12 protein-coding genes are annotated in these 22,210 nt (G+C 59.8%); 7 read left to right on the top strand and 5 right to left on the bottom strand.

Going from position 1 to position 22,210, the window contains the following annotated elements; all coding sequences use genetic code 11:
• Nucleotides 1-37: 37 nt before the first annotated feature.
• Both AEQ63_RS23535 and AEQ63_RS23530 read right to left on the bottom strand, forming a co-directional pair.
• Nucleotides 38-2,998, bottom strand: a complete 2,961-nt coding sequence (locus AEQ63_RS23535; protein ID WP_330219473.1) for a SpvB/TcaC N-terminal domain-containing protein — start codon at nt 2,996-2,998, stop codon at nt 38-40.
• Nucleotides 2,999-3,199: 201 nt separating this feature from the next.
• A complete protein-coding gene (locus tag AEQ63_RS23530) occupies nt 3,200-4,723 on the bottom strand; it encodes a fumarate hydratase (RefSeq protein WP_016773454.1) in 1,524 nt (507 codons plus the stop codon).
• Nucleotides 4,724-5,153: 430 nt separating this feature from the next.
• Here AEQ63_RS23530 and AEQ63_RS23525 point away from each other — a divergent pair, with 430 nt between their 5' ends.
• Genes AEQ63_RS23525 through AEQ63_RS23515 form a run of 3 tightly spaced genes read left to right on the top strand, consistent with a single transcriptional unit; the run spans nt 5,154 to nt 7,966 of the window.
• Nucleotides 5,154-6,260, top strand: a complete 1,107-nt coding sequence (locus AEQ63_RS23525) for a GGDEF domain-containing protein (protein WP_064365051.1) — start codon at nt 5,154-5,156, stop codon at nt 6,258-6,260.
• The gene (locus AEQ63_RS23520; protein ID WP_064365050.1) at nt 6,253-7,188 is read left to right on the top strand and encodes an iron-sulfur-binding ferredoxin reductase; all 936 of its coding nucleotides are present in this window, start codon (nt 6,253-6,255) and stop codon (nt 7,186-7,188) included. Before AEQ63_RS23525 ends, AEQ63_RS23520 begins: the two co-directional genes overlap by 8 nt.
• Before the next feature lie 28 nt (nt 7,189-7,216).
• On the top strand, nt 7,217-7,966 hold the full coding sequence (locus AEQ63_RS23515) for an enoyl-CoA hydratase-related protein (protein ID WP_064365049.1): 750 nt from the start codon (nt 7,217-7,219) through the stop codon (nt 7,964-7,966).
• 126 nt (nt 7,967-8,092) lie between these two features.
• Here AEQ63_RS23515 and AEQ63_RS23510 read toward each other — a convergent pair whose 3' ends face one another.
• Together AEQ63_RS23510 and pyk are read right to left on the bottom strand one after the other, a co-directional pair.
• Nucleotides 8,093-11,995 carry a hypothetical protein gene (locus AEQ63_RS23510; RefSeq protein WP_064365048.1) on the bottom strand — a complete coding sequence of 1,301 codons (3,903 nt, stop codon included), beginning with the start codon at nt 11,993-11,995 and terminating at the stop codon, nt 8,093-8,095.
• Nucleotides 11,996-12,158: 163 nt separating this feature from the next.
• Entirely contained in the window at nt 12,159-13,610 is a 1,452-nt protein-coding gene (gene pyk / locus AEQ63_RS23505) for a pyruvate kinase (protein ID WP_024014116.1), read from the bottom strand.
• A 172-nt stretch (nt 13,611-13,782) separates the two neighbouring features.
• On the opposite strand from pyk, the gene AEQ63_RS23500 reads away from it, so the two are divergent.
• Entirely contained in the window at nt 13,783-14,169 is a 387-nt protein-coding gene (locus AEQ63_RS23500) for a tetratricopeptide repeat protein (RefSeq protein ID WP_042607317.1), read from the top strand.
• 231 nt (nt 14,170-14,400) lie between these two features.
• On the top strand, nt 14,401-14,760 hold the full coding sequence (locus AEQ63_RS23495; protein WP_064365105.1) for a PilZ domain-containing protein: 360 nt from the start codon (nt 14,401-14,403) through the stop codon (nt 14,758-14,760).
• Between the two features lie 92 nt (nt 14,761-14,852).
• On the opposite strand, the gene AEQ63_RS23490 is transcribed toward AEQ63_RS23495, so the two are convergent.
• Nucleotides 14,853-15,230 carry a DUF6124 family protein gene (locus tag AEQ63_RS23490; protein ID WP_064365047.1) on the bottom strand — a complete coding sequence of 126 codons (378 nt, stop codon included), beginning with the start codon at nt 15,228-15,230 and terminating at the stop codon, nt 14,853-14,855.
• A 455-nt stretch (nt 15,231-15,685) separates the two neighbouring features.
• Here AEQ63_RS23490 and AEQ63_RS23485 point away from each other — a divergent pair, with 455 nt between their 5' ends.
• The gene (locus AEQ63_RS23485) at nt 15,686-18,406 is read left to right on the top strand and encodes a hypothetical protein (RefSeq protein ID WP_152972408.1); all 2,721 of its coding nucleotides are present in this window, start codon (nt 15,686-15,688) and stop codon (nt 18,404-18,406) included.
• A 140-nt stretch (nt 18,407-18,546) separates the two neighbouring features.
• On the top strand, nt 18,547-22,200 hold the full coding sequence (locus tag AEQ63_RS23480) for a Tc toxin subunit A (protein WP_064365043.1): 3,654 nt from the start codon (nt 18,547-18,549) through the stop codon (nt 22,198-22,200).
• The last annotated feature ends 10 nt before the right edge of the window (nt 22,201-22,210 follow it).

Raw genomic sequence — 22,210 nt, 5'->3', positions numbered from 1 at the left:
GGTAGAACGATTGTTGCGCCGGGTCATGGGCGTCTGACTACCACTGCCGTTCATCAGGATCGTCGAACGGCGGCGTATCGTTGTCGGTGAGCCGCCGGGCGTAGCTCACGGTGATTGAGTGCGTCGCCTGGCCGTAAGCGTTGTAGCGCAGGACCAGATCCATGCGGCACATGGGATCGTCGACGAAGCCGTCGTACTGGTAGTTGATTTTTTCCACCACCAGCGGCAGCAGGACGGCGGCGGCGGTCGCGCCTTGTTTACCCACCTCGCGCACCCGATAACGGGTTTCTTCGACGGTAAAAGGCGTGGTGACCCGCGGAACATCCTCGCCTGTATCGGCATAGGTCTCGATGCGCGTGACCGCGCCAACCAGTGCCCGGGAAATCTGGTAGCAAGTGTCTGCGTCAGGAGCATCCAGCTGTTCCTCGCAATCGTCCGCCTCGTGGTAGCGGCTGAACAGCGTATCGCCCAGTGGCACTGCATGTGCGTCGTGAGTGAAATAGTCGTCACGCGAGCGGTTCATCGATTGCCCGGTATGAAACCAGGTGAAGACCCGCATCGGCTCGCTGAAGCCGTCGCCCTGATCGTCGCCGGCGCTCTCGCTGTCGGTTTGCTGCAACAGGCCGAAACCGCGGAACTCGCGCTCGCGGCTGTCGTAGAAACCTTCCCGCCAGGTGAAAACCTGCGTCAGACAGTTGCCGGTGATTTCATCCAGTTGCTGCTGTTTTTTGACCACCGTCACCGGGAATGGCAGGTGGCACGCCGGAAAACGTCTGAGGGTGGGCAAATGGCGTTTCTCATCCAGCCATTCCTGCGCCGAGCTGCGGTAGACCACGCTGGCGCTGCAGCCCATGTTGTTGTTACTGCTGGTCAGCAGATACGGCTTGGCCGAAACGAAGTCGTAACGCCAATGCTGCGGCTGCATGTGCGTTACCGTCAGGATCAGGCTGGCGCAGCCCAGGCCTTGCAAGTCGGCGAAACTCACCTGACAGAACCGGTCGTAGCGCACGCCGTCGGGCCACGGCACGCTGACCGGTATTTGCTCCAGGCCATTGCCGCCGCGATTCAAATAGATATCGAAGGCGTCGGAGTTCAGATAAATCAGCGACGGGGCACCGGAGCCGTCGAAGTCGGCAAGGCGTACCCGGGACGAATCGAATTGCTCATAGCTGAAGGGCAACGCGCTGATCTTGCGGCCACGGCCAAACCGACCATGGCCCAGGTTCGGCCAGCAACGGAGTTCATCGTGGCGAATCCGGCACAGCTCAGGCATATCGCTGCCCAGAAAACTGCTCAGCGCCACCAGTTCTGTGCGGGAGTTGCTGAACAACGGCAAGCGGTCGTCGTCGGGTTTGTGAGCGACCTCCTCGGGAGCAGCAAAGCCCTGTTCACGTTCGTTGGCATACAGTCGCACCGAGTTCGGCCCGATCAATGCCAGGCTACTCAAACCATCTCCAGTCAAATCGCCGAGTGTCGAGAGCGTGTTGAAAAATTCCGGTGGGAATTTGCCAAACGGAATGAAGTCGGCAAACGTGCGTTGCTCTGTCAGGGTGCGAAACCCACTGATGCCCGGTCGGGCAGTAACCCAGTCGAGCCGACCGTCACCCGTCAGGTCGGTCAACAGTTGCTGGACCGGCCGGTTGCGATCAGCCACCGGAATCCTGTCCAGCGCGACCCAGGGCCCATAGTCGATTGCATCGGTGCCTTGGGTCGCGCGCCGCGGTTCGCGGTAGTACCAGCTCTGGTCATGGCGGCAGAGAAAACCCGGCACACCTTCGCCAAAAAGATCAACGCACTGATAAAAACCGCCGTCCTCGATACCCGGCTGCGTATCGAACTCAAGAAAGCGAAGCGGGGTTTTATTGAGGTCAAAAGGGGCGTAGTCGAACTCGACCGGTGGCGTATTTTCGACGAAGCCTGTGGCATCGAATGCCTGATAGTGCGCCGCGCTGATCTGGCTATAGGTCCACTTTGCGCCGTCCTGCGGTCGCCGGTATTCCAGTAGCAGGCGGCTCGCCAGTTTCGGTTGGTCAGTCGGCTTTGCGGGGAAATGATGGAACAGCAACGCTTGCTGGCAGAGTCTGCGCGTGCCCAGCTCAAACCCCTGACCATGGGTCAAAAAGCTGTCCGTTCGCAGCGTCCAGGGTTTCAGGGTGTCACCGTCGTACGCTGGGATATCGCTCAGTGACGTGCTGCGTTCGCCGTAATCGAACAGCAGATGAAAATGCCAGTCCAGTTCGGCGGGGTGTTCTGTGGTCCAGCTGTACAGATTGTTGCTGGCGGTGAAATTGCCGTAGCACACGCGGGCCAGATACCGCTGGGCGCGGTATTCATGCAGCGGGTCGGGATCCTGATCGTCGGCCTTGTAGTCGAAACAGATATGTTCGCCGCGCGCGTTCATGCTTTCGCCTATTAACCAGGCAGCGATATGTCCAGGCGCGTCGGGGTCGGCAATTCGGCTGGCTTCGGTCTTGCCGTAGAGGTGCAGCGAACCGTCGGCGCCGTGTATCAGCCAGAATGACGGTGGATCGGCTTCTCGGGTTTGCGCTTGCCAGCACTCACGCAGGGCGAAATCACTTTCCACTTGCGGCCAGTAGCGCACGACCCTGTGCGGGCCGATGTCGACATCGTTATAGGTGTTTTCTTCCCGGAATCTGATTTCACCGTTTACATCCAGCTCCGGCATCCATACTTCGCCGTCGACGCCGATGATCTCGTCGTGATCGGTATAGCGCGGTACGCCTTTGTTGGTTCTACGGCTGATCTGACCTGCGCCGGCCAAGTGCCAGGAAAGCCCGAACGGACCGTTGCCGCTTTGGCTGCTGTAGTTCAACGAGAACTGCGCATCCCAGCCGCGCCCGGCCGTCGTCGGAATCGGCAGTTCGAACGAAGCCGCTCCGGTCGGCCCCACCGCGCCCCAGCTTTTGCCAATGGTGGCGATCGATGCGCTTTTGGCGATGGAGGGGGTGGTGATGCTCAGCTCTTGTTGTTCAGGCATGGTCGAATCCATTGCGCGCGGGGTGGGCGTGACTGGACTGACGCTAACAAGAATGGCGGGTAAATGAACCTGTCAGATCTGACAGGTGCGCAAGATCATTTTGTATGCTCCGGCAGCTTTTTTATCGCGATCGGTTTGCACATATGAAAACGGCCGATTCATCCCTGCGGATGAGTCGGCCGTTTCATGGAAGCGAAGGGCTTACTGCACTTCTACCGCCAGGCTTTCGCTGATCTTCTGCTGCCAGATCGCCGGGCCAGTGATGTGTACGGACTCACCTTTGCTGTCCACCGCCACGGTGACCGGCATGTCCTTGACCTCGAACTCGTAGATCGCTTCCATGCCCAGTTCGGCAAACGCCAGCACTTTGGACTTCTTGATCGCTTGCGCAACCAGGTAAGCCGCGCCGCCGACGGCCATCAGGTACACAGCCTTGTTGTCCTTGATCGCGTCGATCGCAGTCGGGCCGCGCTCGGATTTGCCGATCATGCCCAACAAACCGGTCTGCTCGAGGATCTGCCGGGTGAACTTGTCCATCCGCGTCGCGGTGGTCGGGCCAGCCGGGCCAACCACTTCGTCACCGACCGGATCAACCGGGCCGACGTAGTAGATGAAGCGACCCTTGAGGTCCACCGGCAGGGTTTCACCCTTGTTGAGCATCTCGACCATGCGCTTGTGCGCGGCGTCGCGACCGGTGAGCATCTTGCCGTTGAGCAGCACGGTTTCGCCCGGCTTCCAGCTCTGCACGTCTTCCGGCGTCAGAGTGTCGAGGTTGACACGGCGGGCCGACGGGCCGGCTTCCCAGACGATTTCCGGGTAGGCGTCCAGCGGTGGCGCTTCCAGCGAGGCCGGGCCGGAACCGTCGAGCACAAAGTGCGCGTGACGGGTGGCAGCGCAGTTGGGGATCATGCACACCGGCAGCGAGGCGGCGTGGGTCGGGTAGTCCATGATCTTCACGTCGAGCACGGTGGTCAGGCCACCGAGGCCCTGGGCGCCGATGCCCAACTGGTTGACCTTCTCGAACAACTCCAGACGCATTTCTTCGATGCGGTTCTGCGGGCCACGGGCCTTGAGTTCGTGAATGTCGATGGATTCCATCAACACTTCCTTGGCCATCACCGCGGCTTTCTCCGCGGTGCCGCCGATGCCGATACCGAGCATGCCTGGCGGGCACCAGCCAGCGCCCATGGTCGGAACAGTCTTGAGCACCCAGTCAACGATCGAATCGGACGGGTTGAGCATGGCCATTTTCGACTTGTTCTCGGAACCGCCGCCCTTGGCCGCCACGTCCACTTCCACGGTATTGCCCGGGACGATGGAGTAGTGGATCACGGCCGGGGTGTTGTCCTTGGTGTTCTTGCGAGCGCCTGCCGGGTCGGCAAGGATCGAGGCACGCAGGACGTTTTCCGGCAGGTTGTAGGCGCGACGCACGCCTTCGTTGATCATGTCGTCCAGGCCCATGGTGGCGCCATCCCAACGCACGTCCATGCCGACACGGACGAACACGGTGACGATACCGGTGTCCTGGCAAATCGGCCGATGGCCGGTGGCGCACATGCGCGAGTTGATCAGGATCTGCGCCATCGAATCACGGGCCGCCGGCGATTCTTCGCGCAGGTAGGCCTCGTGCATCGCCTGGATGAAATCCACGGGGTGGTAATAGGAAATGAACTGCAAAGCGTCGGCAACGCTCTGAATCAGGTCATCTTGCTTGATCACGGTCATGAGTCGCGCTCCTCGAAAAACACGGTGGGGCAGCTACAAGCTTCTAGCTTCAAGCGGCAAGTTAAAGCATTACGCGGACAGCTTGAGCTTGCCGCTTGAGGCTTGCGGCTGTCCCTTTGTGGCGCGACGCTAAAAAGGCGCGGCAGTATACCGCGGCTCTGTTGGGCATACACGCGCCAGTAGTCATTCATTGCAGCAGCTGCAAGCTGCAAGCTTCGAGCGGCAAGTCAAAGCAGGACTCGGACAGCTTGAGCTTGCCGCTTGAAGCTTGCGGCTTGTAGCTGCCCTTCCGGGCCGGGCGGGCCACACTTTTGACGCCATTTTCCCGGCCCGAAAATCGGTGGTCATTTAGCGACCGGGCCTCTAAAGTGGCATCCGGTCTGTAGAGTAGGACACTCGGTCAGCCTCCTATCGCACGGTGAGTCAACGATTGACCCATAACGCCATTCAACGCCTGTTGCTCAAACGCTTCGCCCTCGCTGCGGCCACCTACGGATTGGCTTTGCTGCTGCTGTGGCTGGCGTTTTTTACCGGGCATTACCAGCAATCGCTCAGTGGCGTGGCGATCGGCAGCGCTCTGGTGGTCATCAGTCAGGCGACCCTGTTCGGGCTGTTCTGGAGCGGTCGCAACCAGCGCTTCGCCGACCCCAGCCTGACCGAAGCGCAAGTGTTGATGGGCCTGGGCTGGCAGACCTGGCTGATCGCCCATGTCGACGAGGCGCGCGGGGCGTTTCTGGTGTTTTACGTGCTGATTCTGCTGTTCGGCCTGTTCCATCTCACCCGCCGGGTGTTCATCCGCTGCGCGCTGCTGGTGTTTTTCAGTTTCTCCGCGATTACCCTGTGGGACGCCTACCACTTCCGCCTCGCCGAGCCTGCGCTCGCGGCATTGCAGGTTTGCATTCTGGCGATGGTCTTGGCGTGGCTGGTGCTTTACGCGCGCTTCGTCCAGGTTTCCCGACAACGTCAGCGGCAGCGCCGGTTTGCCTTGCAGGCGCATCAGGACACCCTGCGCGGGATGATGCGCCAGCTCGAAGACCTGGTCGCCACCGATGAACTGACCGGCCTGTTCAATCGCCGTCACTTCCTGCGCATCGCCTCGCGCGAGCTCAACGCGCTGGACAGCGACGTGATGCACGGTCTGGCGCTGATCGATCTGGATCACTTCAAACGCATCAACGACCTGCACGGCCACGCCGCCGGCGATCAGGTGCTGCAGGCGTTTGCCGCTGTCGCGCAAGCGTGCCTGCGCGACGGCGACGTGCTGGCGCGCTATGGTGGCGAGGAATTCGTGGTGCTGTTGCCCGACTGCGATGCCGAACGCCTGACCGCGTGTTGCGAGCGTTTGCGCATCGCCTTCAGTGAGGTGGAATTGATGGGCCTGCAAGTGCGCAACCTGAGCCTGTCGGCGGGCATGACCCTGCTGTGCGTTGGCGATGATCTGGATGAGGCGTTGCAGCGCGCCGATCAGGCGCTGTATCGGGCCAAGCGGGACGGGCGCAATCGTTGTGCCGCGGCATGGGAAAACGTCGATGCCTGAACTGCGCGTCGGTGATCGGCAATGGACGGTTGAGGCGGGCAGCAATCTGCTCGACGTCCTCAACCAGAACGGCGTCGTCGTGCCCTACAGCTGTCGCGCCGGCAGTTGCCATGCCTGTCTGGTGCAATGCACCCAAGGCCTGCCTGCCGACAACCGTCCGGACGCCTTGAGTGCCGAGCAACGTCAGGACGGTTGGCGCCTGGCCTGTCAATGCCAGGTGACCGAAGATCTGCAGGTGCACACCTTCGATCCGCTCGCCGACGGTCGCCCGGCCGTGGTCGAGGCGCTGGACTGGCTCAGCGACAGCGTTCTGCGCCTGCGCCTGGCCCCGCAGCGGCCGCTGCGCTACAGTGCCGGCCAGCATCTGGTGTTGTGGATTGACCACATCGCTCGGCCATACTCGCTGGCGAGCCTGCCGCAAGAAGACCGCTTCCTCGAGTTTCACCTCGATTGCCGCCAGCCCGGCGAATTCATCGATGCCGCACGTCACCTGCAGATCGGCGACTCGATCCGCCTCGGTGAACTGCGCGGCGGCGCTTTGCACTACGACCCGGACTGGCACGCCCGGCCGCTGTGGCTGCTCGCCGCCAGCACCGGTCTAGGCCCGTTGTTCGGTGTCCTTCGCGAAGCACTGCGTCAGGATCACCAAGGCGCCATCCGTGTCATTCACCTGGCCCATGACCCACGCGAGCACTATCTGGCCAAACCCCTTGCCGCACTGGCCGCGCAGCGGGAAAACCTCAGCGTCGAGCTGTGGACGGCGGCCGAGTCGGCCGCCGCTTTGGCGCAACTGCGCCTTGTTTCCCGACAGACCCTGGCCTTAGTCTGCGGCTCGACGGCCAGTGTCGACGCCTTCGCCAGGCGCTTGTATCTGGCCGGATTGCCGCGCAATCAACTGCTGGCCGATGTGTTTCTGTCCCGTGGTTGAGCGCTGATTTCCAGACGCGAGACACGCCATGACCGAAGCCATTCTGCTGGAGCGCGAGCGCGGTCTGTTGACCCTGCGCCTCAACCGCCCGGACAAGAAAAACGCCCTGACCCGTGCCATGTACGGCCGCCTCGCCGACGCATTGAAGCAGGCCGATGGCGACTCGCAGATCAACGCCGTGCTGATCACCGGCAGCGCCGAGTGTTTCACCGCCGGCAACGACATCGCCGACTTCATCCAGCAACCGCCGAGCGACCTCGACAGCCCGGTGTTTCATTTCATGCTCAATTTGCTCGAGTGCCGCAAACCGGTGATTGCCGCTGTGGCCGGCGCGGCGGTTGGCATCGGCACAACCCTGTTGCTGCATTGCGATCTGGTTTACGTCAGCCGCGATGCACGCCTGCGCATGCCATTCGTCAACCTTGGTCTGTGCCCTGAGTTCGGTTCCAGCCTGATCCTGCCGCGTCTGCTTGGGCAGGCCAGAGCGGCAGAATTGTTGTTGCTCGGCGAAAGCTTCAGCGGCGAGCAGGCTGCGCAGTGGGGGATCGCCACCCAAGCGCTGGACAGCGGTGATGCGGTGCTGAGCAAGGCCCGGGAGATGGCGCTGCGGTTTGATGAACTGCCGCCCGAAGCGGTACGCATCAGCAAGCAATTGATGCGAGCGCCGGATCGCGAGTTGCTGCGCAAAGTCATCGAGGAGGAGGGCGCGTTGTTCACCCAGCGGCTGCGTTCCCCGGAAGCGTTGGCGGCGTTGAACGGATTTATCAAACGGCACTGAAATGGCGGCGACTGCACTGGCCCTGTGAGCTAAGGGGCCACGTCAGCGAGCACATTTGTCAGGCCCAATATGCAACGCCCTGCCATTTACCTGGCAGGGCGTTCCATTTGAGGCGGTTGGCGAAACTCAGCCATGGTAGCGCAGCAACGCGATTTTTCTGCCGGGCAGGGTGGCGCAGATCAAAATCCGGCCATCCTCCTGCAGTGTCAAACCGGTAGCCAGTTGCACGCCGTCCTCCAGGCGTGTGCGTAGCCAACCTTGGCCATCGTTGAACTCCGGATCGAAGTCTGCGTCGATGAACCGTGCGATGACAATGTCAGCCTGTCCCCGTACTCCGATCGCCCCGGCGATCACAATCCTGCCGTTTTTCTGAATGGCTGCGCCTGTCCATGACGTAATCGAACCGGATTCCAGCTCCGTATAGAGAGGTTGACCCCGGTTGAACTGAATGTTGGGACTGCCGTCAGGTTCAAGGCTGATCATCACGCCTTCGTTGCCAAGGCTATCGCCGAACCCGAGGATGCGTTGATTGGGTTGCAGCACAGTAGCCTGGATCAGATGGGCGTGCAGTGGGCTGGCAACAGTGACAAATCCATTGTTGCCAAACTGCTCGTCCAGCTCACCGGAAGCGTTGTAGCGTACGAACATGGCCGGGCTGGGGTTGCCGGAGTCGTCGTACACATTGCCGCAACCCAGGTACTTGCCATCCGGTTGCACGATCACATTCCTCAACACCGTGGCATTGAGGGGGTAATCGGGATGAATCACCGGGATATAACCGATCTGGTTGAAGCCCAGATCCAGTGCGCCATTTTTTTCCAGGCGGATAATCAGGCCATGGGACTGCTGTAAATCGAAAAAATAGTTATGGGATGCGAGGATTTTGCCGTCCGGCAGTATTTCGACGCCGTATGGATGGGTGGCGCTGGCGTCTATTTTTCGAGATCTGTCGCTGGATGCCGACCTGCCGGGTGGCGACAGCTTGATATCCAGTACGGTGTGTCCGTTGGTACCAAACGAGGGATCCAGTTGCCCGTGAGCGTCGTAGCGGGAGAAGGCGGGCACCAACTGGCCTCCAGCGTAGACTTCACTGAAGATGACGATGTTTCCATCGGGTTGAAACGTGAAGGATTTGATTTGCGACAGGGTGCAGTCAGGATAAATGTCCTGGGCAAAACCGGAGGTTGCAAAACTGCGATCGACACTGCCGTCACTGTTGAACCGACCAAGGAAATACCTGGGGTTCGGATCGGCGACATCTTCACCGTTGCCCGCGCAGTAAATCTTGTTGTCCGGGCCGATACGAACGCCGGAGACCCGCGCCAATGGCATGTCGGGGACATTGATCATTACTGTCCCGTCGGTACCGAACTCCAGGTCAGGCTTGCCTGCGCTATCGAGGGTTTGACTCTTCGGTGTCAGCAGACCGCGCGCCACGCAGGACACTCGTCGACCATTGTCCATTACGGTTGCAATGAACAGCGCGCTGTGGTCGGTGAGCAACGATGCAGGCATGAAACCCCTCATGACATCGAACTGCAGCCATCCTGTTCCGGTCCCGAACGTTTTATCCAGTTCGCCCCGGTCAGTGAACTTCGCGATCACGGTGCGAGCTGGATCAAACAGGTATCCAAACACCAGAATACTCCCGTCCGGCTGGGTGGCCGCCGATGACCAACTGGTCGAGCGGCCCTCCAGTCTGGTCAGCAACGGTTCGCCCCGATTGAACTGGATGTTCGCGCTGCCATCGGATTCCCGACTGATCAACAATCCCCGCTCCTTTTCCAAGTGTTGATCCTGGCCAATGCCCAACAGACGTCTGTTGGCCTGGGCGACGAGTTTGCCAATGAAGAAGCGCAGTTCGTCGCTATTGGGCTTGACCACCAAATAGCCCGCTGTGGCGAAGGAAGTGTCCAGGGCTCCAGTGATCTCCAGTTTGCTGAAAAGCGCGTCGCCCGGCCGATGGTTTTTTCCGAGGCAATAACCGCTCAGAGCGTACTTTCCTTCATGGTCGACGACCATATCGGTCAATACGGTATGAGGATAGTCAGGGTGTGCGACGCGGACCATTCCGGTCTGGTTGAAGCTGGTGTCGAGTGCACCATTGGGCATGAAACGAAGCACGACCGACTGCGTTTGTTCATTACCGTCATAAATCCGCGTCAGTACCAGAATCTTGCCATCAGGCAGCACAGGGCCGTGGCTGACCGATTGAGCCAGCGGCGTTGCGCGGGAGTTCTCATCGCGCAGTTTCCGGTCGGCGCTCAGGCTGCCAAGGGGGATCAGCACTTCCCCCTTATCGCCGAAGTCCGGATCCGGACGGCCATCGGGTAACAGGCGCACGAGCCCGACCCACGCGTCAAAGCTGCCATCGAAGAAGTAACCTGTCAGCAATATTTTGCCGTCAGGCAGCGCTACGACTTCAAGGATAACCGAGTGGGCACGTCCGCCTTCATCTGGATCGAACTCGCCGGTAACATGCCCACCCTTGCCGAATGTGCTGTCGACGACTCCACTGGCACTCATCCTCATGCACCAGTAGGAAACCCTGTCACTGTGCTCAGCGCCGACGACGTAGATCCGGCCAGTGGAATCGACGCCCAGCCCCCTGGGCTCAATCGTAGCCCCTTCAGTACCCGAAGCGTTCAGAAGCACTAGACCGTGGGTGCCGAAAGCGGGATCGAGTTGCCCTTCATTGCTCGAAGTCGATGGCTGCTTACCTGTGCCGTTGGCGTGGTAACGCAGGATCAGGCCTTGGAAGGCTCCGTCGCCGTGCCGAAAACCGGCCACGACGATCTTCCCGTCCTTCTGCAACGCCAGCTCATAGAAACGGGTGTGACCGTCGACCCGAGTGCTTGTCCAGCCGCGCTGGTGAAATGTCGTGTCCAGCGCGCCGTTGTCCAGCAAGCGCACCACCACGCCGGGCGACGACTCGTCCGCAGGCTTGATGGCTCCGCATAAAACAATTTTGCCATCGGGTTGCATGGCGCCTGCTTCCCATTTGGTATTGCTGTCGTCGAGCCGGGTGAGCAACGGTGTTGCGCCATTGAACTGAATATTGTATTTGCCATCCGCTTCGAGACTGATCAAAAGGCCTCGCCCATCGCTGGTTGAGCCGATCCCCAGCAGCCGCTTGTTCGGCTGGGCAATGACCGTTTCGAATTCGGCGAATTCGAACAAGGTTTGTGGTGGGGCGAAGAAACCCGCCGTGCCAAAGCCGGGTACAAGTTTGCCGGCGCGCGTGTAGCGCGCCATCAACGGCACTCTCAGATTCGGATCAGAAACCAGGCCTCCCGCCACCACAATCGTGCCATCGTGATCCACACATGCACTGCGCAGTTTCACTTGAGCGGGATCTGCTCCGGGATAAATCACCTGGACATAACCTGTGCCGTTGAAATCCGTGTCGTACGAACCATCGCTGTTGAGCAGGAACAGGTACGCACGTGTGTCTGTCACGTGAGTGACGACATAGGTATTGCCCACGAGGATTTTTCCATCTGCCAGCGGTGTGACGCTGGTCGGAAATTCCTGACTGGCATTCTTCTCTGCTATGCCAGCCAGGTCCTGATCAACGCTGGAGACCGGCCGCCTGAGGATCACGTAGCCGTCGACACCGAAAGAGGTGTCGCGTCTGCCGTCAGCGAAGAATCTGGCCAACGCCGGAGTTGCCGTGTCGTAGATCCATCCGGTCAGCAGGATTTTCCCGTCATCGAGCAGCGTGATGGAGCTGCCCGCTGACTCCGTTCGTTGAATGAAATTGCCACTGGCGATGCCGTTATCGCCAAAGTCGGGATCGAGCGTGCCATCGGCTTTCAGGCAGCCCAACACGTAGGGTCTTTCGGTGACGCCCGTGCGTGCCTGCCCCGTGAAATAAATCCGCTCGATGGTAGGGGTGTATTGCGTCTGGACGCCATACAGTATGGATTCGCGTCCGAGAGAGACGCGATCCAGTAAAAAAACACCGTTGTCTGCAAAGGTTTTGTCACGCCCATCGTCGTCCTGGGTCAACCGTATCGAATCGTTCATGCCGCTCTCCTTGAGTGGATGGTTACGACCCGATTAGCTACCCAACAATCGACCCGGTCTACTGTCAGGTCTGACAGTAGACAGCCGTGTTGACTTTGTGCGCCGCCAACAAAAAGCCCCGCCATTCACATGGCGGGGCTTTTGCGTTTCAGCTGTCGGTCACTCAGACCTGCGGGTCGCCCACGTGCAGGATCTTCATGCCGTTGGTGCCGCCGGTGGTGTGGTAGCTGTCGCCCTTGGTCAGGATGACCCAGTCGCCTTTTTCCACAACGCCGCGCTTGGTCAGTTCGTCGATGGCTTTCTGGCTGACTTCGTGCGGTTCCAGCGAGGCCGGGTCGAACGGGATGGTGTAGACGCCACGGAACATGGCTGCGCGAGCCTGGGCTTCGCGGTGCGGGGTGAAGGCGTAGATCGGCACCGAGGAGCGGATACGCGACATGATCAGCGGAGTGAAGCCACTTTCGGTCAGGGCGATGATCGCTTTGACGCCCGGGAAGTGGTTGGCGGTGTACATGGTCGCCAGCGCGATGCTTTCGTCGCAGCGGCTGAATTCCTTGCCGATGCGGTGGCTGGAGGTCTTGCCGGTCGGGTGCTTCTCGGCGCCGACGCAGATGCGCGCCATTGCCTGCACGGCTTCCAGCGGGTACAGGCCAGCGGCGGATTCGGCCGAAAGCATTACGGCGTCGGTGTAGTCGAGCACGGCGTTGGCCACGTCGGACACTTCGGCGCGGGTCGGCATCGGGTTCTGGATCATCGACTCCATCATCTGCGTCGCGACGATCACCGCTTTATTGTGGCGACGTGCGTGCAGAATGATTTTCTTCTGGATGCCCACCAGCTCGGCGTCGCCGATTTCCACACCCAGGTCACCACGGGCAACCATCACTGCGTCGGACGCCTTGATCAGCCCGTCGAGGGTTTCGTCGTCGGCCACGGCTTCGGCGCGCTCGATCTTCGCCACCAGCCAGGCAGTGCCGCCGGCCTCGTCGCGCAGTTGACGGGCGTATTCCATGTCCGCGGCGTCACGCGGGAAGGACACCGCGAGGTAGTCGACTTCCATTTCCGCGGCGAGCTTGATGTCGGCCTTGTCTTTTTCGGTCAGGGCCGGCGCGGTCAGACCGCCACCGCGACGGTTGATGCCTTTGTGATCGGACAGCGGGCCGCCGATGGTCACGACGCAATGCAGTTCGGTGGCGGTGGCGGTTTCAACGCGCATCACCACGCGGCCGTCGTCGAGCAGCAGCTCGTCGCCCACGCCGCAGTCCTTGACCAGATCCGGGTAGTCGATGCCGACCACTTGCTGGTTGCCTTCGGTCAACGGATGGCTGGTGGAGAAGGTGAACTTGTCACCGATCTTCAGCTCGATCTTCTTGTTGGCGAATTTGGCGATACGGATTTTCGGGCCTTGCAGGTCGCCGAGCAGGGCGACGAAGCGGCCGTGCTTGGCAGCGAGGTCACGCACCAGCTTCGCGCGAGCCTTGTGCTCGTCGGGGGTGCCGTGGGAGAAGTTCAGACGGGCAACGTCCAGACCAGCCAGAATCAGCTGTTCGAGAACTTCCGGCGAGTTACTGGCCGGGCCAAGGGTAGCGACGATTTTGGTACGACGGACGGACATGCAAAGACTCCTGAGTTCAAGCGCAGGCAGAGGCTACTATGCTCGAAGGGTGTAGTCATTGTTCGAATGCACTACTTATCGTTTTCTTTATTGAACGCGGCAACTTTGCGATCAGCGCGCCTGAAGATTTCCGACCAGGGGTCGATACAGAGCACAAGACAGGAGAACCCCCATGCGATTGTTGCCCATTGCCGCCCTTGCCCTCAGCGTCCTCGCCGTGACGGGCTGCACCCGTTGGTCGATGAACCATCACTTGAACAACGCCTACAGCGCCTACGAGCGGGGCAATTGCGAGCAGGTCATGCTCGAACTCTCCAAGGTCGAACGCGCCAGCCGTGCGCGGCCGTACGTGTGGCCGGAAGTGTCGATGATGCGCGGTCAGTGCCTGGAACGGCAGAAGCTGTACATCGACGCGGTGCAGACCTACCAGTTCATCATCGCTTCGTACCCCGACAGCGAATACGCCTACCGCGCCCGTGCGCGTCTGGAAACCCTGCAGAGTCTGGGCCATTACCCGACGCGCAGTGCCGCTGCGGTGGTGCGGCCGACACGCTTCTGACGGCACTTGCCGTACAAAATCTGGCCGTCTGTACAAGCTCCGCTATAGTCAAGGAAACCGCCTGAAGCCTTGTCTTCACGGCGGCGCAACACCTGCGACTGGCAGTGGTAAAGGTGACGGCGATGATTGCGACCGTCACACCGGAAGCGGGGAGAGCGGGCCTGCCGAACAGGTTCGTTCCGAAGCACAGGTGCGGCTCCTGACGGAGCCATGCAGGGCGAACTGCTGATCATGTTTACCGACCGCCGGATCGAACGGCACCAGTTGCCGTACTACCTCAGAGTGTTCAACAGCGTGACCGACAAACCCGTTGGCTTTCTCGGCAACGTGTCGGCAGATGGGCTGATGCTGATCAGTCAATTGCCGATGATGGTCGGGATGGATTTCCAGTTACGCCTCAAAGTCCCCACCCGCGATGGCGGCCAGCAAGTCATCGATTTCAGCGCCTGCTGCGTGTGGTGCCATGAAGACGCCACGCCGCTGCACTACGACGCCGGTTTCATCCTGCGCCGCGCGCCAGCGGAGTTCGGTCAATTGGTGCTGGCGCTGCAGCAGTACTTCAGCTTTCAGCCGTTGCCAGCCTCGGCCTGAACAGCAAAAGATCGCAGCCTTCGGCAGCTCCTACAAGGGAACGCGTTCCAAGTGCAGGAGCTGCCGAAGGCTGCGATCTTTTGATCTTGACGTCACGCCGTCGTGATCGCTCGCTCCTGATCCAGCGCCTTCTCCGCCAGCAATAACCCCATCTCGCTCAACTGATAGATCGCCATCGCCAGATGCCGTGGCTTGTCCTCGAGGCTGTCCGCCAGATCGAGCAGCAGAATGCTGACCGAAGAAAAGGTCTCGTAGGTTTGAATGGCCATCGCTTCGGGGTTGATATCAGGCGCGACCATGAACATCTGCATGCCGCGATCGACGGAATTGCACGACGGCGCAGTTGCGGGTTTTTTCAGGTAGTGGTCGAGGGCTTTTTCAGCGGCCTCGTGAAGTCTGGTGGAATCGGGGGAAGCGTAGGGGGAGGTCGAGTCTTCGGTTTCGGGGGGATTGGATGTTGGTTTGATCATGGTGATAACCCTTGGTTGGGGGCCTTCACCCCTCGCGACTAAACGAATGGGGTGGCGGCTGGACGCAGGTTAGTCGACCGGGGGTATCACCAAAAACCGGCGCGCCGAAGCGCCCTGCGTACAGCCACCATCGAGTGCGGGAATAGGGATTACCCGACTTGATGACGCTTATACACCTTGATGACAAACCCCCGGGCGACTAAACCCGACCACTGATTGGCAGCGGCACGGATCACGTTACGGGGCAGCTTCAAAGCGCACAAGCCGGCGGATTCTGAGTGATGTGTAGGCAACGGCGCAAGCCGATGTAGCCGCGTGTTAATGGCTGAAGGACGTCTGCATGTTGCGGTGTGGGAATAGTTACCGTTTGTCGGGACTGTCAGATCTGTCAGGTGTGCTCGCTGGGACTGTTGTGGCTTTCTGCACCGAACGGACCAGTGCTCCCTGGGGAAATCATGACTGACGATACTGAACAATTGCCCGAAGGTATTACGTTAATAATTGATCAGCCCCCCAATGGGGCCGTTATAGACGTTAGCCAGACAACTATTTCCGGCAGAGGTCTCATCGGGAACGAAAGTGTGCGTATTACGCTCACCGGGAACTTCACTCCGTTCACGTTCACGACTCACGCGCGTCTGGGTGTCTGGAGCCTTACGTTGCCGCATTACATGCCTGCTGGCGCTGTCGGCATAACGGCCTTCAGCGCGATCTTTGAAACAAGGGTTTCGATTACCACACAGTTTCCCGCGCCGATCATCGAACCGCAGGAAGGTACTGGCAGCCAAGTCAACGGTAGCGGTCTGCCTGATACTCGTATCGAAGTAACAGGGACTGGCACAGGCGAGAAGCTCGCTCTCGGAGTCACTACCGTCGCAGGGGATGGAAGATGGCACTCCCCAACCTGGCTGCCGGGTTTCGAGCCTGACGATAGAGATTACGAATATGTTGCTCTGGCGCGCTTTTCCATCGGGACTCAAACGTACGCTTCAGAAAAATCCTTACCGCAAACCTATATCTCTGGTTTACGCGTACCGGTCATTGAATTACCACGGCCGGATGATATCCAGGACATGGCCTTTACGCTTTCCGGCACTGCTGGCGTAACTGGTGCGATTGTGAAGGCGTTCATCGATTTTACAGACGTGCAGGTAGGGCAAAGTGGCAAGTTGACTGAAGCGGCGTGGGTTATCCCATTGAGCTTGGAACCGGGTGTTCATTCGCTGACGGTTTACCAGGATAACGGCATTTTGCAGTCAAAACGTAGCGTCGCCCGGGCTGTAAAAATCCGTCCCCTGCAATTGCCGGCGCCCTCTGTAGTCTTTCTTCCGGATGGCGGAATAAAGTTTTCCGGTACAGGCCTCAGCGATGCGATGGTCGATATCAATATCCTCGACGGCCCGGGCGGAACGGAGCCTGTGTCGGTAAAAGTAGTAGGGGGAAATTGGGAAACAACAGCGCTGGACTGGAGGCCGGGCGAATACCAATTGAGTGCCCGACAACGAATTTCCGACAACAGCGGCGGCTGGATCGACTCGTTACCACTTCTCTTCACGCTCAACAAGGAATTACAACCTGTCAGAGAGGTAACGGATGACGGCGAGTATAGACCCACCTTCAGCGGCGAGGGCGTCGACCGCGCTACCGTCAGCCTGTTTGCCGGAGCCGAAATAGCGACGCCCGTTGTCGTCAGAAACAGGCAGTGGTCTACGCAGGCGCTGGAGTCCTGGGGGCCGACGAACAAACGGAAAATATCGATCCGACAAGAGCTGGACGGTTCTGAAGGCTGGATGGAGTATGAAATCAGCATCCTGCCTCGCGAACCCGGTATCGATGTCCCTCCCGAGGACGGGCTCAATCCGGTTTTCAGCGGCACTTGCTGGCCCGGTGCGGTGGTGAATATCAGCTTCAGCGACAGCAACCACTCATTTACAGCGACGGTCGTCGGGGAAACCTGGACCTTTTGCCGCCCGACTCCGTTCACGGATGGGCTGCCCTGCACCATCGAAGCGACGCAGACAGTCGTCGGACTCACATCGAAGCCTGGCTCACTGACGTTCAAGGTCTACAGGGAGCGGCTCAAGCCCGCGATCAGAACGCCGCTGCCCGAACAGGAAACGGACAGTGATCTGACAGTGACCGGTGACTTCGGCATGTCAGGCGCTTCGATGCGGCTGTGGAATTTACAGGACGGAAAGCCCTTGGGCGATCCCGTGGTTCTCGGGCAGGACGGCCCCTGGTCGGTGCACCTCACCGGACTCGCCATCAAGACATGGTTCATCACCGCGCAGCAAACCCTCAACGACCGGGCCTCACCCGACAGTGAGGTGCGCCAATTCGACGTCGTGGTCATGCCGCCCGAGTTCGTGCGGCCGCTTCCTGGAGGCGATCTGACGCGCACGGCAGTTCTGTCGGGTACAGGTCGGCGAGACGGGTTGGTTACCGTCTGGCGCCGCGGGCTCGATGAGCCGTTGTTGCGCGATGTCCAGATCGGTGTGGACGGTACGTGGGAAGCCAGCGTTGTGTTGGAGGTCGGAGACGAAATCCTTTGGGCAACTCAGACGTTCGAGGGCAAAACTTCAAAACCCAGCCTTGACGTGCCATGTCGGGTCGTACCCGTCGCGCCGACGCCCGAATCACCCACTCCCGAAGAATTCCTCGGCGCTACGGTGACGGTGTCCGGGTTCGGCGTTCCTGGTGACCTGATCACGCTCAAGCGCGGGGAATGCGTATTGGGCACGGCCCCGGTGCTTGACGACGCAAGCTGGTCAATCCCCGCAACGCTGGAGCTACCCGATGGGGCTGTCACATTGAGCGTTATGGCCTCCAAGGGTGAATATCATTCGATCCCCAGCGAATGGGAGTGTCAGGTAAGGCTTTTTCTCCCGCAATTCATCTACCCAGGGCCAGGCCTCTGGGTTTCTCCCCTGGTGGCCGTCACTGGCTTGGGCAAACCGGGCATCGGGACACTCTTGAGCTGGTACAGCGCGGATGTCCTGCTTGCCGGCCCCATTACCGTCACTGACGCTGGCTGGACGGCCTCGCCGACGGAGCCGCTCCACAGTGGCGCCCAGTGGTGCCGTTTCCGGCAAATCTCCGACACAGGGGCGCCAATGTCAGACGATGCAGAAAGTGCGCGTTTTGATGTGCGTGTCGATTCGCCAGACAACGCTTGAAGGTTTTTCCGATGAATGGTCGTAAAACCTGTCATTTATGACAGTGGACTATGTCTGTTCCGAAGCGCTGAATGCTCTGTGTCAACCGATGCCGGCCAGGTTCCCCGCCAGCGCACATCAACTGTTCAAGGACTGACAGCATGGCCAGTAAAAGTACGGCGAAAAAACCCGCCCTGGAGTTGTTCGAGCAGGTCTTTGGCGAGCAGCAGAGCCTGGAGAAGTTCGCCGGTCTGAGATCCTGGCTGGAGCGTGGTGAGTCGATTTTTCCCTTGGTGGAGAAGGGCGCCGAGGGCCTGGCGAAAGACTTCGACATCAATGTCGAGGACGCCAGAAAGTTGCTGCGTCGGTTGAATGGGCTGGCGGTTTACCTGCGACGGCAGTTCATCGAGCAGTCATTGGCCGGCGAGACGACACCGGCACCGTTCGAGGCGGGTGGGTTCAATACCGGGCCCAGTTTCGAACTCCTGTTCCGCCCGGCATTTGACCAGTTCGCACCGGTTGGCGCGCTCGAAGATGCCACGGGGGTTGTCGCTTATCTGGTAGAGATGTGGAAGTGGGTCGGGGACAATATCGAGGACTATGGTGATTCCGATGCGGTAACCGGCATGATTCCGATCCACACGCGTCGGGCCGATATCAGCGAGCTGCTCATCGACCACAACGCGATGCACCAGACCGTTTCAGCAGTGGAGATCACGCTCAAGGTACTGGAAAGGTTTATCGGCAAAACTGAAGCGGAGCTGGAAGCCGCCATGATCCTGCGGCGCTATCCGAACGGTTTGCCGTACTACAAGCATTGGGCAACCATCAATGCGCTGGTCGCTGATCACGGTCTTTCGGTAGGGCACTTCGCCCGCTGGACAGATATCGAATATCCAAACTTTCTTCTCCCGGATGCCTGGGATGACGACGCCGGTCGTGCGCTGGCGCATGCGTCGCGGCTGGGGCCGTTTCAGCGGGACTTGTTGACCGAGAGGCCCGTTCCCGACGACGCCGACACCAGAAACGCATTCTATCTGAAGAATTACGGCGCCACCGGGGTGGACTGGCAGAACCTCAATCAAGTGAATTTTTTCGCCAAGCGCACCAAACTGGATGCCGATGGCGTGGAAGCATTTCTGTCCATTGGCCGTTACGCACCAACACGATCGGATAACGTGAGTATCTATGCGGCTGCCGAAAAGGAGGAAAGCGAGCGTTCCGGTTCGGTTTTTATCAACGGCGGCGAATCACCCGCCGTCAGTGTCAATTACGAAAGATTTCAGCACCGGTTGAGCGAATCCCCCCTCAACCCGAGGCGATACGACCGGATGAACCGCAAGCGACGCCTGGATTTATGGCTGAGGCTGCCTCCCGAAGAGGTCGATTCGCTGCTGGTGGCCGCTTTCAACGCCGAGTGGGCTGGCATCCCGGACTCCCCTGAAAAACCTGTAAAACCCGCCATCTGGGTTACCGACCATACCGTGCATGCGCTGGGGTTGTTCCAGACCTTGCGTGAAGGCTTCCAGTGCACGGCTGCGGAGTTCGCGGTGTTTATCGACAAATTCTCGATCTATGGCCGCGGGCAGCTAGCGTCACAGTTTGATCAGATATTCAATAATGTCCAGAGACACTACCGCGATCCATTGCTCCTGGATAACGGTGAGTTTCCCTTGCTACCGTCGCAGGGTGTGCCCGAACTCACCATCAGCCGAATCTGCAGCGCGCTGGAAATCGACCTGCAGACCTACCAGTATCTGGCGCTGGCGATTGCCCGTGCCCATGGCCGAACCGGGAAGCTCGAGCGCAGCCCGGAGATTCTGTCGGCGTTTTACCGACTGGTGAAATTGCCCCGCTTGTTGGGCATGACGCCGGTCGAGGGGCTGTTGATGCTCATGGTGCTTGGCGGGGAGGCATGGGCTGACGGACTGGCGGGCATTCCGGTGATCACGGGAGAACCCACGGCCGGCGACACTGCCCCCGATGTGTTGAACCTCATTTCGGCACTGGTTGCATGCCGCTACTGGTGTCGAACGCGCGATTTGCCGGTGCTGTGGATGCTGCAACAGGTGGCGGTTCCTCAGGTGTCCAATGTGGCGACCGAGCCAGAACTGCGCTTGTTCGAGCAGGTCCGCAATTTGCTGGGCGAGGCATTATTGACGCATACCGGATTTGTGACCGCCGGTGTGCCGCCGCTGCAGGTGGGGCATAACTGGAAAGATCTGCTTTCTTCGCTGACTGACCCGCTGGGGCTGGTGAAATCCCGCGAGGGTACGGAAGACCAATACGTTGTTTTCGCCAGAGAGGAACTCGACAAGGCGGTCAGGGAGGGGCTGATTGAAGATGACATCAGTGTGCGTGCGCCCATCGTCGAAATCATGCTCACGGTTCTGCTGCAGGCGCGTGCTGCTCAGCTGTCAGTCGCGCGTGAATGTCTGGCCGTTTATACCGGGCTGGATGCAGAGAGGGCGCTGAAGGTCTTGACCTGGGCGAATTCGAGCGTTTATGAGCTGTTGGTCAGAATCGTCGAGCAAATGGGTGAGGACTGGGAGCTGTCACACACCCTGCGCGAGGAACCTCTTGATCCGCTGTTTTTCCTGCTGGCTGACATACGTCGGCTCAGCGCCGTCGTGGCTGAACTCGACATAAGCCTCGAAACCCTTGATGCCCTGCTCGATTACGGACTCAACGATTGGTGGGAGCAGAACGACCCTGAAGTCTTCAGCGTCGCAACCCTGTACTACCTGACGGTTCTGACTCATGCCTTCGAGATCAGCAAGCAGCCTCATACCGAGTTGCTTGAGTACTTGAGGCAGATCCATGAATGGGGAGATCCGGAGGATTTGTCCACCCACGCGCTGCGCCTTGCACAGCAGGCATCGGAGGTCTGGCTGGCACGGTTTTTCGACTGGAGCGAGCAGGAAGTGCACGAATGCATCGGGCGAATCGACCCGAAATACAGGCTCTTGAAAAATCTCCAGCAACTGGATCTGTTGGTTCGGGTACGCGAACTGGCCACCCATACCCAGATGGATGCGCTGACCATTTTTCTCCTGGGGACGCTGCCTGAAACCGTCGACAAGCCGGTTTACAAAGACGCTGCCGAGCATGCCTCGTTGAGTCTGTGGGAAGCGGCGGCAGCGGTTCGCCCATCCGCCGAGCTGCGGGCGCCGCTCATCAACATGCAGATTGTGCCGGATAACTTCGAGGTGATTGCCGGAAGTGAGGGCAAGATCATTTTCACCATCAGGCTGACAGATCAGGACGGCACGGCGCTCAGCGGTGTGTCCATTCGCGGACAGGCCAGTCTTGGCACCCTGGTTATCGGCAACACCCAGCCACAAACCGGTGTCGCCACGGCAACCTACACGCCAGGGAAGGTCATGGGCGCTGAGCGTCCGCTGTTCTGGGTGCCCTTGATCGCGCCGCAGGAGGGGCCGCTCATCCAGGTGACCGACGACGAGCTGCACCTGGATTTCCCCGCGCCTTTCATGTCCAGAGTGCCCACCAACGTTGTGCCAGCGGGGCAAGCGGTCGAGTTATCGGCCGTGCTCATGGATCGCTTCGGCAATCTGGGCAAAAACCGCGGGGTGCGTTGGTCCGCCACAGCTGTTGATGACGCGTCTTTACTGGCGGTTGAGGCGGTGATTCGGCCTCAGCAGGGCCAGACCACTCAGCAAGGCGTTGCCCGAGCGGTTATCTCAAGTCCGACGGGAGGCACATTCATTTGCACCGTGGTCTCGGAGAGCAGCAAAAACGCAGTGGACTTTGCACCGATTGAATTCGCGCCTCCCCCCCTTCCGAATGAAGCATGACGTTCGCGCA

It is taken from the genome of Pseudomonas sp. RIT-PI-o (genome assembly GCF_001297215.1).
GTDB classification, from domain to species: Bacteria; Pseudomonadota; Gammaproteobacteria; order Pseudomonadales; family Pseudomonadaceae; genus Aquipseudomonas; species Aquipseudomonas moraviensis_A.
The sequence above is the reverse complement of the archived record's forward strand: the minus strand, read 5'-3'. Positions and strand labels throughout refer to the sequence as shown.